At 63.9% G+C, this 15,465-nt stretch carries 16 protein-coding genes, 1 tRNA gene and 1 pseudogene; 9 read left to right on the top strand and 9 right to left on the bottom strand.

Going from position 1 to position 15,465, the window contains the following annotated elements; genetic code table 11:
* Window positions 1–188: 188 nt before the first annotated feature.
* The 6 genes from AABA84_RS20305 to AABA84_RS20280 all read right to left on the bottom strand — a co-directional run bounded on the left by AABA84_RS20305 (window position 189) and on the right by AABA84_RS20280 (window position 6,441).
* A complete protein-coding gene (locus AABA84_RS20305) occupies window positions 189–1,277 on the bottom strand; it encodes a sn-glycerol-3-phosphate import ATP-binding protein UgpC (protein ID WP_338308749.1) in 1,089 nt (362 codons plus the stop codon).
* A 13-nt stretch (window positions 1,278–1,290) separates the two neighbouring features.
* Entirely contained in the window at window positions 1,291–2,139 is an 849-nt protein-coding gene (gene ugpE / locus AABA84_RS20300) for a sn-glycerol-3-phosphate ABC transporter permease UgpE (RefSeq protein ID WP_338312882.1), read from the bottom strand.
* Window positions 2,139–3,020 (bottom strand): sn-glycerol-3-phosphate ABC transporter permease UgpA, encoded by an 882-nt coding sequence (gene ugpA / locus AABA84_RS20295; RefSeq protein WP_212243418.1) that lies wholly within the window; start codon window positions 3,018–3,020, stop codon window positions 2,139–2,141. Before ugpA ends, ugpE begins: the two co-directional genes overlap by 1 nt.
* A 50-nt stretch (window positions 3,021–3,070) precedes the next feature.
* Window positions 3,071–4,387 carry a sn-glycerol-3-phosphate ABC transporter substrate-binding protein UgpB gene (ugpB, locus tag AABA84_RS20290; protein ID WP_212243420.1) on the bottom strand — a complete coding sequence of 439 codons (1,317 nt, stop codon included), beginning with the start codon at window positions 4,385–4,387 and terminating at the stop codon, window positions 3,071–3,073.
* Window positions 4,388–4,607: 220 nt separating this feature from the next.
* A complete protein-coding gene (locus AABA84_RS20285) occupies window positions 4,608–5,828 on the bottom strand; it encodes a CaiB/BaiF CoA transferase family protein (RefSeq protein WP_338312880.1) in 1,221 nt (406 codons plus the stop codon).
* A 187-nt stretch (window positions 5,829–6,015) separates the two neighbouring features.
* Window positions 6,016–6,441: an organic hydroperoxide resistance protein gene (locus tag AABA84_RS20280; RefSeq protein WP_018323436.1), complete on the bottom strand. Its 426-nt coding sequence runs from the start codon at window positions 6,439–6,441 to the stop codon at window positions 6,016–6,018.
* A 155-nt stretch (window positions 6,442–6,596) separates the two neighbouring features.
* Here AABA84_RS20280 and AABA84_RS20275 point away from each other — a divergent pair, with 155 nt between their 5' ends.
* The gene (locus tag AABA84_RS20275) at window positions 6,597–7,058 is read left to right on the top strand and encodes a MarR family winged helix-turn-helix transcriptional regulator (RefSeq protein WP_212243422.1); all 462 of its coding nucleotides are present in this window, start codon (window positions 6,597–6,599) and stop codon (window positions 7,056–7,058) included.
* Window positions 7,059–7,069: 11 nt separating this feature from the next.
* On the opposite strand, the pseudogene AABA84_RS20270 reads toward AABA84_RS20275, so the two are convergent.
* The 3 genes and pseudogenes from AABA84_RS20270 to AABA84_RS20260 all read right to left on the bottom strand — a co-directional run bounded on the left by AABA84_RS20270 (window position 7,070) and on the right by AABA84_RS20260 (window position 8,023).
* A pseudogene (locus tag AABA84_RS20270) lies at window positions 7,070–7,313 on the bottom strand (GIY-YIG nuclease family protein).
* 134 nt (window positions 7,314–7,447) lie between these two features.
* A tRNA-Ala gene (locus tag AABA84_RS20265) sits at window positions 7,448–7,523 on the bottom strand.
* Between the two features lie 92 nt (window positions 7,524–7,615).
* Window positions 7,616–8,023 carry a TIGR02300 family protein gene (locus AABA84_RS20260; protein ID WP_211411279.1) on the bottom strand — a complete coding sequence of 136 codons (408 nt, stop codon included), beginning with the start codon at window positions 8,021–8,023 and terminating at the stop codon, window positions 7,616–7,618.
* A gap of 160 nt (window positions 8,024–8,183) precedes the next feature.
* Between AABA84_RS20260 and aroA the strand changes: the two genes are divergently transcribed.
* The 8 genes from aroA to AABA84_RS20220 all read left to right on the top strand — a co-directional run bounded on the left by aroA (window position 8,184) and on the right by AABA84_RS20220 (window position 15,415).
* Window positions 8,184–9,521 (top strand): 3-phosphoshikimate 1-carboxyvinyltransferase, encoded by a 1,338-nt coding sequence (gene aroA / locus AABA84_RS20255; RefSeq protein WP_338312879.1) that lies wholly within the window; start codon window positions 8,184–8,186, stop codon window positions 9,519–9,521.
* Window positions 9,522–9,531: 10 nt separating this feature from the next.
* Window positions 9,532–10,137: a hypothetical protein gene (locus tag AABA84_RS20250; protein WP_212243425.1), complete on the top strand. Its 606-nt coding sequence runs from the start codon at window positions 9,532–9,534 to the stop codon at window positions 10,135–10,137.
* Between the two features lie 43 nt (window positions 10,138–10,180).
* Complete coding sequence (locus AABA84_RS20245) at window positions 10,181–10,522, top strand: hypothetical protein (protein WP_338308754.1); 342 nt, start codon at window positions 10,181–10,183, stop codon at window positions 10,520–10,522.
* Between the two features lie 5 nt (window positions 10,523–10,527).
* The gene (gene cmk / locus AABA84_RS20240) at window positions 10,528–11,166 is read left to right on the top strand and encodes a (d)CMP kinase (RefSeq protein ID WP_028139472.1); all 639 of its coding nucleotides are present in this window, start codon (window positions 10,528–10,530) and stop codon (window positions 11,164–11,166) included.
* Window positions 11,167–11,433: 267 nt separating this feature from the next.
* The gene (rpsA, locus tag AABA84_RS20235; protein ID WP_028139473.1) at window positions 11,434–13,140 is read left to right on the top strand and encodes a 30S ribosomal protein S1; all 1,707 of its coding nucleotides are present in this window, start codon (window positions 11,434–11,436) and stop codon (window positions 13,138–13,140) included.
* A gap of 350 nt (window positions 13,141–13,490) precedes the next feature.
* Window positions 13,491–14,471: a signal peptide peptidase SppA gene (sppA, locus tag AABA84_RS20230; protein WP_091962325.1), complete on the top strand. Its 981-nt coding sequence runs from the start codon at window positions 13,491–13,493 to the stop codon at window positions 14,469–14,471.
* Window positions 14,472–14,642: 171 nt separating this feature from the next.
* On the top strand, window positions 14,643–14,948 hold the full coding sequence (locus AABA84_RS20225; protein ID WP_007598410.1) for an integration host factor subunit beta: 306 nt from the start codon (window positions 14,643–14,645) through the stop codon (window positions 14,946–14,948).
* Between the two features lie 74 nt (window positions 14,949–15,022).
* Window positions 15,023–15,415 (top strand): lipopolysaccharide assembly protein LapA domain-containing protein, encoded by a 393-nt coding sequence (locus AABA84_RS20220; protein ID WP_338312877.1) that lies wholly within the window; start codon window positions 15,023–15,025, stop codon window positions 15,413–15,415.
* Window positions 15,416–15,465 lie beyond the last annotated feature (50 nt).

The raw sequence follows: 15,465 nt of genomic DNA, 5'->3' as shown, positions 1-15,465 counted from the left end.
GCCGCCAGATGCTCCCGAACCGTCATGGCTGGCTTGTCCCGGCCATTCCCGATCTTTATTCGCGGCATCAAGAACGCGGATGCCCGGGACAAGCCCGGGCACGACGAAGTTGCAGGAGAATTACTCCAACGAAAACAAAGCCCCCTCTACTGTGCATGGGGTTGTTTTCGCACTTTTTGGTTGGACCTTCAGCCCTCCAGCCGCGTCCGCCCGTCACCGCTGAACAAATGCAGCTTCGCCCGTAGCGCCGCGACGCGGATTTTCGCGCCGATCGCGGGCGCCTCGGTTCCGGGAATGCGGACGATGATCTCGCCGGGCGGCAGCTCGCCCGGCGTGGCGGCGACACGCTGCTCTTCCTGCTCGCGCGAGCCGTAGACGAAGGTTTCGGCGCCGACGCGCTCGATCGCCTCCACGGTCAGCGGCAAGGCGACGCCGCCGGCCGGTGTCTGGTCGGTGATGACGAAATCTTCCGGGCGGATGCCGAGGATGCCGGCATCGGCCGCCGCGCTGCCCGCAAGCTGCGACCTGATCTCCTCGGGGCGCGTCGACATCAAATTCATCGGCGGCGCGCCGATGAAGGAGGCGACGAAGGTGGTCGCCGGCTTCTCGTAGATCGCCAGGGGATTGCCGACCTGCTCAACCTGGCCGCCGTTCATCACGACGAGAATGTCGGCGAGCGTCATGGCTTCGAGCTGGTCGTGGGTGACGTAGATCGACGTCGTGTTGAGCCGGCGCTGCAATTTGCGGATCTCGACGCGCATCGCGATGCGGAGTTTCGCATCGAGGTTCGAGAGCGGCTCGTCGAACAGAAACACCTTGGGCTGGCGCACGATGGCGCGGCCCATGGCGACGCGCTGACGCTGGCCGCCGGAGAGCTGGCGCGGCTTGCGCTCCAGCATCGGCGACAGCTCGAGCACGCGCGCGGCTTCCTCGACGCGGGCCTTGATCTCGGCCTCCGCCATGCCGCGGTTGCGCAGGCCGTAAGCCATGTTGTTGTAGACGCTCATATGCGGATAGAGCGCGTAGTTCTGGAACACCATCGCGATGTCGCGATCGGCGGGCTCGATTTGGTTGACGATTCGGCCGCCGATGTCGATCTCGCCGCCGGTGACGGTCTCGAGGCCTGCGACCATGCGCAGCAGCGTGGACTTGCCGCAGCCGGAGGGGCCGACCAGCACGCAAAACTGTCCGTCGCCGACATCGACGTTGACGCCCTTGATGGCCTCGAAGCCGCCGGGATAGGTCTTGCGGACGTTGCGCAGGGTAACGTTAGCCATGAAAACTCACTTCTTACTTTTCCGTCTCGACCAGTCCGCGCACGAACAGTTTCTGCATGGCGACGACGACGAACACCGGCGGGAGCATGGCCAGCACGGCGGTTGCCATCACGATCGGCCATTCGGTCAGCGCGTCGGTGGTGGTGATCATCTTGCGGATGCCGACCTGGATGGTCTGCATGTCGTCGCGCGTGGTGATGAGCAGCGGCCAGAGATATTGATTCCAGCCGAGGATGAACAGGATCACGAACAGCGCCGCCATGTTGGTGCGCGACAGCGGCAGCAGCGTATCCCAGAAGAAGCGCAAGGGGCCGGCGCCGTCGATGCGCGAGGCTTCCAGCAGCTCGTCCGGCACGGTCATGAAGAACTGACGGAACAGCAGCGTCGCGGTGGCCGAGGCGATCAACGGTAGCGCGAGGCCCGCATAGCTGTCGAGCATGTGCAGGTCGGCGACGATCTTGTAGGTCGGATAGATGCGGACCTCGACCGGCAGCATCAGCGTGATGAAGATGATCCAGAAGATCGGCATCCGGAACGGAAAGCGGAAATACACGATCGCATAGGCCGAGATGATCGAGATCGCGATCTTGCCGATCGCGATCAGCAGCGCCATCACCAGCGAGTTCAGCATCATGTTGCCGACCGGCTCGCGGGTCGAGCCGCTCGTGCCGACGAAGATGGTTTGATAATAGGTCTCGAAGAAATGACCGCCCGGCAGCAGCGACATCTGCCCGTTCGCGATCAGCGCGTTGTCCTGGGTCGAGGCGATGAACGCGATGTAGACCGGGAAGGCGACGATCGCGATCCCGATCCAGAGAATGATGTGGGCAACGTAGCGCCGAAAGCCCTCTTTCTCGACCATCAGTAGGTCACCTTGCGTTCGACGAAGCGGAACTGGATTCCCGTGAGCACGATGACCATGATCATCAGGATCACCGATTGCGCCGCGGAGCTGCCGAGATTGCCGCCGAGCAGGCCGTCGGAATAGACCTTGTAGACCAGCGTCTCGGTCGACTTGCCGGGACCGCCGCGGGTCATGGTGTCGATGATGCCGAACGTGTCGAAGAAGGCGTAGACGATGTTGACGACCAGCAGGAAGAAGATGGTCGGCGACAGCAGCGGGAAGGTCACGGTCCAGAATCGGCGCATCGGGCGTGCGCCGTCGATCGCGGCGGCTTCGAGCACGCTCCGCGGGATGCTCTGCAGGCCGGCGAGGAAGAACAGGAAATTGTAGGAGATCTGTTTCCAGGCGGCGGCAAGGATGATCAGCGTTGCCGCCTGGTCGCCGTCGAGCAGCGGGTTCCAGTCGATCCCGATCGCGCGCAGGTAGCGCGCGATGATGCCCAGCGAGGGATGCAGCATGAAGATCCAGAGCACGCCGACGACCGGCGGCGCCACCGCATAGGGCCAGATCAAGAGCGTGCGGTACAGCATCGAGCCGCGCAGGGGCTTGTCCGCCATGACGGCGAGCAGCAGCGCAAAGGACAACGACGAGACCGCGATCGCGAACGAGAAGAAGAAGGTCCGGACGATTGCCTCGAAATAGGCGGGGTCCTTGAACAGCTCGATGTAATTGTCGAACCAGACGAAGCTCGTCGACAGACCGAAGGCGTCCTGGAGCAGGAAGGACTGGATGACCGCCTGCAAGGCCGGCCAGTAGAAGAATAGCAGGACGATCGCGAGCTGCGGCGCAACCAGCGCGTAAGGCAATAGCCTGGATTGGAAAATGGCTTGCTTTTGCATGGTGTCCGCCGAAAGCGGCAGGCCGGGCAACCGGCCTGCCGCTCATCGCCTCACTTGACGGCGGTCTTTTCGAACTGCCGCAGCATCGTGTTGCCGCGCTCGACGGCGGCATCCAGCGCCTGCTTGGCGGTCTTCTTGCCGGCCAGCGCCTGCTCGATCTCTTCCGACCAGACGTCACGCAGCTGAACCATGTTGCCGAGGCGCAGACCGCGCGAGTTCTCGGTCGGCTCCTTGTTGGTCAGCTCGAGCAGCGGGGTCTCGAGATAGGGCTGATCCTTGTAGAAGCCCTCGGCCTTGGCCTTCTCATAGGCCGCCTTGGTGATCGGCAGATAACCCGAGGCCTTGTGGATGTAGACTTGGCGATCGGTGTCGGAGAGGAAGGTCAGGAATTTCGCGACGCCCTTGTATTCGTCGGCCGGCTTGCCGCCCATGACCCAGAGCGAAGCGCCGCCGATGATCGAGTTCTGCGGCGCGCCCTTTGCCTCCGGATAATACGGCATCGGCACCGCGGTGAAGGCGAACTTGGCCTGGGCCTTGACGTTGCCGAAGAAGGCCGACGAGGTCAGGTAGATCGGGCATTCGCCCGAGGTGAAGCGGCCTTCGCCGGTGTTGGTACGGCCGGCATAGTCGTAGACCTTGGTCTTCTGCAGCTCGACCAGGTTTTCGAGATGCTTGACCTGGAGCGGCCCGTTGAACTCGAGCTTGGTGTCGAAGCCGTCGAGGCCGTTGGCCTTGCTGGCGAGCGGGACGTTGTGCCAGGCGGAGAGCTGCTCGAGATTGACCCAGGTGACCCAGGAGCCGGAGAAGCCGCAGGTGTCATGACCGGCAGCCTTCAGCTTCTTGGCGGCCTCGAACGTTTCGGGCCAGGTCTTCGGGATCGCGACATTGGCCTTCTTCAGCTCGTCGAGATTGACCCACATCACGGTGGACGACGAGTTGAAGGGGAACGACAGCATCTCGCCCTTCGAGGTCGAGTAGTAGCCGGTGATGGCGGGCAGGTAGATCTTGGGATCGAACTTCTCGCCGGCGTCGGCCATCAGCTTGTAGACTGGCTTCACCGCGCCGGTCGCAGCCATCATGGTGGCGGTGCCGACCTCGAACACCTGCATGATGTGCGGCGCGTTGCCGGCACGGAACGCCGCGATGCCCGCGTTCATGGTGTCGGCGTAATTGCCCTTGTAGGTCGGAACGACCTTGAAGTCGCTCTGCGACGCGTTGAAGTCGTTGGCGAGCTTGACGATGACGTCGTTGTTGGCGCCGGTCATCGCGTGCCACCACTGGATTTCCGTCACGGCCAGAGCCGGCGAAGCGCCGAGACCAACCGTGAGTGCAACAGCAGCAGCCGTGCCAAAATGTCGAAGAGCCATCAAGAAAACCTCCCTTGCCCGTCACTAAAGAAGCGCTTGCGCTAGCAGCGCCATATGACGTTCACATGACTGTGTAAGCGGCCGAAACGAAAGCGGCAAGCGCTGGAAAAGGGAAGCCGGCAAATAGGCGAAGACGGAGCGGGCAGCCTCCTCCGTTCGCGCTGCACTATCGTGCCCGCGCCGCACTGCGGCATCATTCGTTGAACGGAGCTGCCAGCCTCTACCGCTTGCGCTCGGGGCCGCAGACCGTGCCCTGCTCGACCATCGCGTCGATCTCGGCCTTGGAGTAGCCGAACTCGCCCAGCACTTCCGCCGAGTGCTGGCTGAATTTCGGCGGCAGGCGGCGCAGGCTCGGCTTGCTGCGGTCGAGCCGGATCGGCGAGGCCACGCCCTTGTACCAGTCCTTCTCGATAATATCGCCGCGCGCGATCGTGTGCGGGTTGGTCAGCGCCTGGTCGATCTTCTGCACGGGACCTGCGGGCAGGCCCGCGGCGAGCAGGCGATTGCACAGCGGCTCGGCCTCGTGCTGGCTGAACACGGCGGCTAGCTCGGCGCGGAGCGCCTCGCGGTTGGCGATGCGGTCCTTGTTGCGGGCAAAGCGCGGATCGGTGCCGAGCTCCGGCTTGCCGATCTCCTTGGCGAGCTTGCGGAAGGTGCCGTCATTGCCGACGCCGATGAAGATGTTGTCGGTCTTGGTCGGGAAGATCGCATAAGGCACGAGGTTCGGATGCTCGTTGCCGGTGAGGCTCGGCGGCTTGCCATGCATGAAGTAATTCGCGGTGTGCGGATGCATGATGGCAAGGCCGGTCTCGTACAGCGTCGTCTCCAGGAATTGCCCCTTGCCCGAACGCTGCCGCTCCGACAGCGCCATCAGGATGCCGATCGCCGCGTAGAGGCCGGTGGTGATGTCGACCAAGGGCACGCCGATCCGCATCGGCCCGCTCTCGGGCGAGCCGGTCGCAGCGATCATGCCGGTCATGGCCTGGATGATGGCGTCATAGCCGGGATTGCCGCCGCGCGGGCCGTCGGCGCCGAAGCCGCAGATCCGGCAATGCACGAGGCGCGGAAATTTCTTGCTGAGCACATCGTTGCCGATGCCCCATTTCTCCAGCGTGCCCGGCTTGAAATTCTCGATCAGGACGTCGGCCGTCTCCAGCATCTTGAGCAGCACGGCACGGCCGCCCTCCGAGGCGAGGTCGAGGCCGATCGAGCGCTTGTTGCGGTTGATGCCGACGAAATAGGCCGCGTCCTCCTCGTGGAAGGGAGGGCCCCATTCGCGCACCTCGTCGCCGGCGGGCGGCTCGACCTTGATCACGTCGGCGCCGTGGTCGGCGAGGATCTGGGTGCAGTAGGGACCGCCGAGCACGCGCGTGAGGTCGATGACGCGCAATCCGCTCATTGCGCCCAATGCGGCTTCAGAACTGGCGGCTTCAGAACTCATGCCTTCGCTTCCCTGTGTCGAGATTTGGTCACAGGCCTAGCGAGGTTCGTACAAGCCAGCAATGGCTTGTTGCGTAGGGACGTATGCAGTGCCGGCCGCATGCCGCAGCATGGCAAATCAGGATGGGCGCATCAGCGGAAGCGGCCGGCCCGAGGGGGATCCCGGGCCAGCCAATCCGCCGTTTCGATCAGACGACCGTCAGGCGAACGTCGACATTGCCGCGCGTGGCGTTGGAGTATGGGCACACCTGGTGCGCCTTCTCGACCAGCGCCTCGGCTTCCGCGCGGGCGAGGCCCGGCAGCGAGACGGCGAGATCGATGTCGAGACCGAAGCCGCCCTCGGAGCGCGGGCCGATGCCGACGGTCGAGGTCACGGAGGCGTCGGCGGGAACCTTGGGCCCGCCCTGCGACGACACGAACTTCATCGCGCCGATGAAGCAGGCGGCGTAGCCGGCCGCGAACAGCTGCTCGGGATTGTTGCCGGCGCCGCCGCCGCCGCCGAGCTCCTTAGGCGTGGTGAGCTTGACGTCGAGCGCGCCGTCGAGGGTTGCAGCATGGCCGTCGCGGCCGCCGGTGGCCTTGGCGCTGGTCTTGTAGAGGACGTTCACGGACATTGTCGTCTCCTCGGGTCTTCCGGTTGGGGTGCGCTCTGTATCGCAAACAATTAGATTGTGCGCAATTGAAATTAGCATGGCTCACATTTAATTGTTCGCAATTGAATGTGCCGCCCGCCGGCCCCAGAATGGGAGGAAATCCCGTGAGATTCTCCATGCCTCGAAGACCTTCGGCAGCGGACGCGCCGCTGCGGCTCGACAACCAGATCTGCTTCGCGGTCTATTCGGCCGCGCACGCCTTCAATCGCGTCTACAAGCCGCTGCTGGACCGGCTCGGCCTGACCTATCCGCAATATCTGGTGATGCTGGTGCTGTGGGAGCGCGACGACGTGCCGGTCAAGGACATCGGCGAGCGGCTGTTCCTGGATTCGGGCACGCTGACGCCGCTGCTCAAGCGGCTCGAGGCCGCCCATCTCGTGAGGCGCACCCGCTCGAGCGAGGACGAGCGTCAGGTCCTGATCGCGCTGACGGCGCAGGGGCAGGCCCTGAAGGAAAAAGCCCGCAGCGTGCCACAGTCGATCCTGGCGGCCTCGGACTGCTCGGTGTCGGAGCTGGTGTCGATGAAGGACGAGATCGTCGCGCTGAGGGATCGGCTAAATGCGGTGATCGGGGAGTAGGGGGGTATCCCTTACGACAGCCGCTTCTTCGTGAAAGCGCGACCGGAGTGAGACTTCAGATACGCCTCGAACGCGAGCGCTTTATGCTTGTCGGGGGAAGGCGCAGTACCAGATCAGCTTCCAGGGCTTGAACTTGGCGGTGTGGCTGGATCTGCCGGCATTGTGCTCCGGAATCCGTCGCTTCAAATTCTCGGTAGCGCCAACGTATTCCTGCTCGGGAAATTCAATGCTGCGGAGGATGTAGACGTACCACATCGACGCTATCGCCCGGGTAGCCGTTAGGTGGGGGTCTCACCAGTCCGTCTTCGCCCTTCGGGCTATGCCGGACACCACGCTTCACCCTTCAGGCTTCGCGCGGCTGCGCCACGCGTAGCCCGAAGGGCGAAGCGTGGTGGAGCCAGGCGGGATCGAACCGCCGACCTCTTGCATGCCATGCAAGCGCTCTCCCAGCTGAGCTATGGCCCCTTTAGTCCTTGCGGGGATCCTGGTGGATCACCCGCACCGGCGAGCCCTGGTGACTCGCGCGGTGCACCCTTTTTCACAGATCAGGGCTGATCTCAAGTCTCTTCATCACCTCCGACATCACCAATGATGTCGGTCACGTCCTCATCGCCCTCTTCCTCGTCGGCAATGAAGGTCGAATCATCGTCATCGTCGTCATCGAGGGTCTCATCGACCTCGATATCGTCCTCGGATTCGGGCACGGCGGCCTTGACCTTGCCGGTGTTCTCCTCGGCGTCGGCCTCCTCGAGCGAGACCTCCTCGACCTCTGCCGGCTCCGGCGTGGCGTCCGCCGTCGCTGCGTGCCGGGCTTCGGCGCCGCGGGGCACGCGCGCGGGCGCGACCGGGGCGATCGGCACGACTTCGCCGGTATAGGGCGAGATCACCGGATTCTTGTTGAGGTCATAGAACTTCTTGCCCGTGGTCGGGCAAATACGTTTAGTTCCGAGTTCGGACTTGGCCACGGCAGGAATCCTGGGAATGTCTGAAAAGCGGTGTTTCACTTGGCTAGTTGGCGGCCCGCTGTCAATAGCGCATTACGGGAGAACGACATGCCCGTGACGAGGCGCGGACCATGTGGTACCTGCGCCCAGCCCCCTCGAGGGCGCATCCAAGGACACAATCGTGACCCATTCCGACCAAACGAGGCCGCTCCAGGCTCGCGCCAGCGGGGCCCTGACCGGGAAAGTACGGGTGCCCGGGGACAAGTCGATCTCCCACCGTGCCCTCATCCTGGGCGCGCTCGCGGTCGGCGAGACCAGGATTTCAGGCCTGCTGGAAGGCGAAGACGTCCTCAACACCGCCAAATCGATGCAGGCGCTGGGCGCCACCGTGGAGCGGACCGGCGATTTTGCCTGGAAGGTGCAGGGTGTGGGCGTCGCGGGCTTCGCCCAGCCCAAGGGAGCGCTGGATTTCGGGAACTCCGGCACCGGCTGCCGGCTGGTGATGGGCGCCGTCGCCGGCTGCCCGATCTCGGCGGTTTTCGACGGCGACGCCTCGCTGCGCAGCCGCCCCATGCGCCGGATCCTCGATCCCTTGGAAAAGATGGGCGCCAAGGTCATTTCGGGCAGTGAGGGTGGCCGTCTGCCCCTGACCCTTCAGGGCGCGCGCGACCCGCTGCCGATCACCTACAAGACTCCGGTCGCCTCGGCCCAGATCAAATCTGCGGTGCTGCTGGCGGGCCTCGCCGCACCCGGCACCACGACGGTCATCGAGACCGAGGCCAGCCGCGACCACACCGAATTGATGCTGAAGCATTTTGGCGCCGACATCACCTCGGCACAGGAGGGCGTGCACGGCCGCCGTATCACGCTCAAAGGCCAGCCCGAGCTGCACGGCGCCAATGTGGTGGTGCCGGCCGATCCCTCCTCGGCGGCTTTCCCGGTGGTCGCGGCGCTGATCGTCGAGGGCTCCGATGTCGTCCTGTCCGACGTCATGACCAATCCGCTGCGCACCGGCCTGTTCACGACGCTGCGCGAAATGGGCGCATCGATCGAGGAGAGCGAGATCCGCGGCGACGCTGGCGAGCCGATGGCGAAACTGCGCGTGCGCGCCTCGAAGCTGCGCGGCGTCGTGGTGCCGCCGGAGCGCGCGCCCTCGATGATCGATGAATATCTCGTGCTGGCGGTGGCAGCCTCGTTCGCCGAGGGCACGACGATCATGCGCGGCCTGCAGGAACTGCGCGTCAAGGAATCCGACCGTCTGGAGGCCACGGCCGCCATGCTCCGCGTCAACGGTGTGAAGGTCGAGGTCTCCGGCGATGACCTGATCGTTGAAGGCCGCGGTCACGTCCCCGGCGGCGGCACTGTCGCAACCCACATGGACCATCGTATCGCGATGTCCGCCCTGGTGATGGGCTGCGCTTCCGACCAGCCGGTGACCGTCGACGACACCGCCTTCATCGCCACCAGTTTCCCGGACTTCATTCCGATGATGCGTTCGCTAGGGGCCGAGTTTTCATGAGGCCGCGGCCATGAGCGAAGCCCTCGACCGCGAGGCCTTGCTGGACGCTTTCGATTCGATCGGCCGCGCTGCGGCCGACGCCGGAACCAAGCTTCAGATCGCGGTCTATGGTGGCTCCGCCCTCATGCTCGCCAGTAATTTCCGCTTTGCGACGGAAGATGTCGACGTCTCGAAGCTCGAGCATCCGCTGCCAGATTGGCTGAAGAGGATAACAGCCGAAATTGCCGCGCGGAATGGATGGGACGCCGACTGGTTCAACGATCAGGTCGTATTTCATCTCAGCCCGCTGGCTGATCGCGCCGCGGATCACCTCGAATTCGGCACTTTCCCACGTGACGGCACATCACCAGGGCTTGAGGTTTCCGTGCCCTCCGCTGCATATCTTCTGGCATTGAAATTGAAGGCGTTCCGTATCACGGATCCCGTTCGCGGGGAGACGGAGCGGCTGGATATTTTGAACTTGATGAAAGTCGTCGGAATCTCGACTGTTGAGGAAGCCATCGCTTTGCTAGGCCGATATTTTCCGGTGAGCGCCGCGTCCTCGGAGAAGCAACGCTTCTTGCTGAAAAACATGGATCTCGGGGGAGGAGCGGATGCGCCCAAATACCCTCGCTGAAGCCGTCGACCGTATTCGCGCCGGCGCGCCGCAGGACGCGACGTTGGCCGAATTCGTAGACACGTTCGATCTGGCCGGGACAAGCCTCGCTCAATACGAGACGATCGAGGACGAGCCGGCGCTGACGCAGAACGAACGGCTCGACGCCCTGGTCGGAGCGATCGCCGAATATCTGGCAAAACAACGTTGTCTTGGCCGGGTGCCGGCCTGGGTCTGCGATCCGGCCCGACGCCTTGCCGAGCCATGGTTCACCGCGTCGTCCCCGTCCGACGCGATGCGCGAATATCTCACTTTTGCGAGCCCGGCCGAGTTCGCGTCTCGCAATATTTTTACCGAAGAGCGGCCATTGCGACGTGCGCGCGGGCCGCAGACAGCCAAGGTTTGAGTGACATGATCATCGCCATCGACGGGCCCGCGGCCTCGGGCAAGGGGACGCTCGGCAAGCGTCTCGCGCACCATTACGGCTATCGTCATCTCGATACCGGTGTGATCTATCGCGCGGTGGCCTATGCTCTGATGCAGTCCGGTCACGATCTCCGGGACGAGGAGGCTGCGGTCGCTGCGGCGCTGGAACTCGATCCCGAGAAGTTCGGCAATCCCGCCCTGAAGACCCAGAAGGCCGGCGAGGGCGCCTCCATCGTCTCGGCGATCCCCAGGGTGCGCGAGGCCCTGGTCAATTTTCAGCGGCAATTCGCCGCCGATCCGCCCGGCGCGGTGCTGGACGGCCGGGACATTGGAACCGTGATCTGCCCGCATGCCGACGTGAAGATCTTCGTCGTCGCCGACCCAAAAGTCCGGGCGCGCCGCCGGACCATGGAGGCCAAGGCGAGGGGCGAGGAGGCCGACGAGGCCGCCGTCCTCGCCGACATCATCCAGCGCGACGAACGTGACAAGAACCGGCCGATTGCACCCCTGAAACCGGCCGCGGATGCTTACTTGCTAGATAACTCCCAACTGGATATAGAAGGCGGCGTCCGGGCCGCCATCGACATTATCGAGGCCGTCCGAGCGGGCCGGTCGCGGGGTTAAGCCGCCGCCGTCATTGGAGGAAGTGCCCGCTCCCGCTCTTTGAGGTCGATACCTCGGTCCCCTGTTTGGGGCCGACGCGATCCAGGCTCCGGACACAAGATTTCCACGTATCGAACGCGCGGGCCTCAGCCGGCCCGCTTCCGCTGTTCCGCCTTTCAGGCCGGAGCAGCGAGCGGTCGCTCGAAGGTTCTGCGGACCTTCCGACACTGCGCGCGCGATACGCCCATGAACCCAACGGCCGGCACGACATCCGCAACTGGAGAACAAATGGCTTCGACTTCTGCTGATACCTATAGCCCGTCGCGCGACGATTTCGCCGCGATGCTCGACGAGTCCTTCGCAGGTGGCAACCTGCAGGAGAGCTCCGTCGTCAAGGGCAAGGTTGTTGCAATTGAAAAGGACATGGCCGTCATCGACGTCGGCCTGAAGACCGAGGGCCGCGTCGCCCTGCGCGAATTTTCCGGCCCCGGCCGTGACAGCGAACTGAAGGTCGGCGACGAGGTCGAAGTGTTCCTCGATCGCATCGAGAACGCGCTCGGCGAAGCCGTGCTGTCGCGCGACAAGGCGCGCCGCGAAGAGAGCTGGGGCAAGCTCGAGAAGGCGTTCCAGAACAACGAGAAGGTCAACGGCGTCATCTTCAACCAGGTCAAGGGCGGCTTCACCGTCGACCTCGACGGTGCCGTGGCCTTCCTGCCGCGCTCGCAGGTCGACATCCGTCCGATCCGCGACGTTGCGCCGCTGATGAACAACTCGCAGCCGTTCCAGATCCTCAAGATGGATCGCCGCCGCGGCAACATCGTCGTGTCCCGCCGCACGGTTCTCGAAGAGACCCGCGCCGAGCAGCGTCAGGAGCTGGTGCAGAACCTCGAAGAGGGTCAGGTCATCGACGGCGTGGTCAAGAACATCACCGATTACGGTGCGTTCGTTGATCTCGGCGGCATCGACGGCCTGCTGCACGTCACCGACATCGCGTGGCGCCGCGTCAACCACCCGACCGAGGTGCTCTCGATCGGCCAGACCGTGAAGGTCAAGATCATCAAGATCAACCACGAGACGCACCGCATCTCGCTGGGCATGAAGCAGCTGCTCGACGATCCGTGGCAGGGCATCGAAGCCAAGTACCCGCTGGGTGCCCGCTTCACCGGCCGCGTCACCAACATCACCGACTACGGTGCGTTCGTCGAGCTCGAGCCGGGCATCGAAGGCCTGATCCACGTCTCCGAGATGTCGTGGACCAAGAAGAACATGCACCCCGGCAAGATCGTTTCGACCTCGCAGGAAGTCGAAGTGCAGGTGCTGGAAGTCGACTCCGTCAAGCGCCGCATCTCGCTCGGCCTCAAGCAGACCATGCGCAACCCCTGGGAGGTCTTCGTCGAAGGTCACCCGACCGGTTCGACGGTCGAGGGCGAGGTCAAGAACAAGACCGAGTTCGGTCTGTTCCTGGGTCTCGAGGGCGACGTCGACGGCATGGTCCATCTCTCCGACCTCGACTGGAAGCTTCCGGGCGAGCAGGTGATCGACAACTACAAGAAGGGTGACATGGTGAAGGCCGTGGTGCTCGATGTGGACGTCGAGAAGGAGCGCATCTCGCTCGGCATCAAGCAGCTCGAAGGCGACCCCTTCGCCGAGCCGGGCGATGTCAAGAAGGGCGCGGTCGTGACCTGCGAAGTGCTCGAAGTGAAGGAAAGCGGCATCGAGGTGAAGATCACCGGGACCGACTTCTCGACCTTCATCAAGCGCTCCGAGCTCGCCCGTGACCGCAACGACCAGCGCGCCGAACGCTTTGCCGTCGGTGAGAAGGTCGACGCCCGCGTGATCCAGTTCGACAAGAAGGCCCGCAAGGTCCAGGTGTCGATCAAGGCGCTCGAAGTTGCCGAAGAGAAGGAAGCCATCGCGCAGTACGGCTCCTCCGATTCGGGAGCAACGCTCGGCGACATCCTCGGCACCGCGCTCAAGAACCGCGACAGCAAGTAAGCGAACCTTTCGGTTCGCCAGACATCGAAGCCCCGGCGCGAGCCGGGGCTTTTTTGTTGCCGCCTCCACAAACTCCGCTGTCGTCCCGGGGCGCGCGAAGCGCGAGCCCGGGACCCATAACCACAGGATCGAGTTTGGCGAAGACTCGCGGTTGCGAGCTCGCGCGACAACTTTTGCCTGGGGTTATGGATCCCCGCGTTCGCGGGGATGACGACTGAGCTTGTGGCTGCTTGCTGGGCCTCAAGAGGCCTTGTTTTCTTCAAATTGCGCCGCAATTGATGTATCCAGATAAGCCGTTGGTCACGCTGTGAGGGCACAACGCGTCCGGCCTTTCATTTGGAGATACCTAGATGTCGCTCGATTCGGACATCATCGTCGATCGCCGCAGGATCCGCCGCAAGCTGACGTTTTGGCGCGTGGTGGCTGCGCTGATCGCGATTGCGGCGATTGCGGGCTTTGCGCTGGTCGTGACACCGGGGACGCGGGGCACGTTCGCATCCGCCGGCTCGATCGCGCGGGTCCAGATCGAGGGCCTGATCCGCAGCGATTCCGATCGCACGCAGGCGCTGGAGCGGCTGGAGAATTCGCAGGCCGCCGCGGTCATCATTCACATCAACTCGCCGGGCGGCACCACGGCCGGGTCCGAGCAGCTTTACGATTCGCTTGTCCGGCTGAAGGCGAAAAAGCCGCTCGTCGTGGTGGTCGAGGGCTTGGCTGCCTCCGGGGGCTACATCACGGCGATTGCCAGCGACCACATCATCGCCCAGCAGAGCTCGTTGGTCGGGTCAATCGGCGTGCTGTTCCAATATCCCAACGTCAGCGAGCTGCTGAAGACCATCGGCGTCAAGGTCGAGGAGGTGAAGTCGTCGCCGCTGAAGGCCGCGCCCAACGGTTTTGAGCCGACCAGCCCGGAAGCACGGGCCGCCCTCGACGCGCTGGTGAAGGATTCCTATGCCTGGTTCAGGGGATTGGTGAAGGAGCGGCGTGGCATGGATGACACGCAGCTCGAGAAAGTGGCTGATGGCCGCGTCTTCACCGGGCGCCAGGCGATCGATCTCAAGCTGATCGATCAGATCGGCGACGAGAAGACGGCGGTGACCTGGCTGGTCGAGCAGAAGGGCGTCAAGAAGGGGCTCTCCGTGCGCGACTACAAGCTCCAGCCGCGCTTCGGCGATCTGCCATTCCTCAAGACGGCCGCCGCCGTTACGCTGGAAGCGCTCGGTTTGGGCTCGATTGCGCATCAAATCGGGCAAACCGGCGTCGCGCAGGCGGTCGATCGGTTCGGAATGGATGGAATGCTGGCCCTGTGGCAACCGGCCGCCTCAAATTGACGGAACTGGGCGAGCGTCTGAGGGTTTTCCCGTTTGACGCGCGTCGGGGCAGCCCGCTTTTTCGGCATTTGTCACGCAATTTCACGACGCTCAACCTTGATTTAGCGTCTTGACAGATCAAGGTATTTTCACGGAAATGGTCATCCGCACGCTCCCGGGTCCTATCTCTCGATGATCAAATCCGAACTTGTTCAGCGTATCGCCGAGCACAACCCGCATCTGTACCAGCGGGATGTCGAGAACATTGTGAATGCGATTCTCGAAGAGATCGTAGCGGCCCTCGCGCGCGGTGACCGCGTCGAGTTGCGCGGCTTCGGTGCCTTCTCGGTCAAGCATCGCCCTGCACGCGCCGGGCGCAATCCACGTACCGGCGCCCATGTGCCCGTCGATCAGAAGAGCGTTCCGTTCTTCAAGACCGGCAAGGAAATGCGCGAGCGGCTAAACCGCGACCATCCGGATCCCGGCGCGCCCGACTGAGGCTGTCGTCGTCGGGGTTTAACCGAACGGCCGCACGATGCGGCCGCAAGCTTGATTCAAGACGAGCGATCGCGATGCGAAAGTTCCTGACCGCGCTGATCGTGATCCCGCTGGGCCTGATCCTGGTGGCGTTCGCCGTTGCCAACCGGCATTTCGTCGCGGTCTCGTTCGATCCGTTCATTGCGAACGACCCGTCATTGTCGGTCACACTGCCGCTGTTCCTGCTCCTGATCCTGGTCGCCGCCCTCGGCGTCTTCGCTGGCGGCTGTGCCGTCTGGTTCGGCCAGCGGCACTGGCGCCGCGCGGCGCGCCGGCACGAGGCGGATTCACGGGCGGCCAGGGTCGAACTGGCCGATTTGCGGGCCCAGGCGGCCGCGGCAAAGCCCGGGTCGCAGCGCCTTCCCGTTCCCTCCGGGGTCGGGCTTTACGGGCCCATCGGGCGAGACAAGCAGCGCGCGACGTTGTAGAAGCGGCCCCGACCGAAAACGCTGTTTTCCGGCCGCACGTTGCGGCCTCC

The sequence above is a fragment of the Bradyrhizobium sp. TM239 genome (genome assembly GCF_036247985.1).
In the GTDB taxonomy this organism is placed as follows: Bacteria; Pseudomonadota; Alphaproteobacteria; order Rhizobiales; family Xanthobacteraceae; genus Bradyrhizobium; species Bradyrhizobium ottawaense.
Note: the sequence above shows the minus strand (reverse complement) of the source record. Positions and strands in the feature narration are given on the sequence as shown.

Bases quoted from the DNA above. Each gene is read 5' to 3' on its own strand.
- AABA84_RS20305 (WP_338308749.1), bottom strand. From the start codon at position 1,277: ATGGCTAACGTTACCCTGCGCAACGTCCGCAAGACCTATCCCGGCGGC.
- ugpE (WP_338312882.1), bottom strand. From the start codon at position 2,139: ATGGTCGAGAAAGAGGGCTTTCGGCGCTACGTTGCCCACATCATTCTC.
- ugpA (WP_212243418.1), bottom strand. From the start codon at position 3,020: ATGCAAAAGCAAGCCATTTTCCAATCCAGGCTATTGCCTTACGCGCTG.
- ugpB (WP_212243420.1), bottom strand. From the start codon at position 4,387: ATGGCTCTTCGACATTTTGGCACGGCTGCTGCTGTTGCACTCACGGTT.
- AABA84_RS20285 (WP_338312880.1), bottom strand. From the start codon at position 5,828: ATGAGTTCTGAAGCCGCCAGTTCTGAAGCCGCATTGGGCGCAATGAGC.
- AABA84_RS20280 (WP_018323436.1), bottom strand. From the start codon at position 6,441: ATGTCCGTGAACGTCCTCTACAAGACCAGCGCCAAGGCCACCGGCGGC.
- AABA84_RS20275 (WP_212243422.1), top strand. From the start codon at position 6,597: ATGCCTCGAAGACCTTCGGCAGCGGACGCGCCGCTGCGGCTCGACAAC.
- AABA84_RS20250 (WP_212243425.1), top strand. From the start codon at position 9,532: ATGAGCGAAGCCCTCGACCGCGAGGCCTTGCTGGACGCTTTCGATTCG.
- cmk (WP_028139472.1), top strand. From the start codon at position 10,528: ATGATCATCGCCATCGACGGGCCCGCGGCCTCGGGCAAGGGGACGCTC.
- rpsA (WP_028139473.1), top strand. From the start codon at position 11,434: ATGGCTTCGACTTCTGCTGATACCTATAGCCCGTCGCGCGACGATTTC.
- sppA (WP_091962325.1), top strand. From the start codon at position 13,491: ATGTCGCTCGATTCGGACATCATCGTCGATCGCCGCAGGATCCGCCGC.
- AABA84_RS20225 (WP_007598410.1), top strand. From the start codon at position 14,643: ATGATCAAATCCGAACTTGTTCAGCGTATCGCCGAGCACAACCCGCAT.
- AABA84_RS20220 (WP_338312877.1), top strand. From the start codon at position 15,023: ATGCGAAAGTTCCTGACCGCGCTGATCGTGATCCCGCTGGGCCTGATC.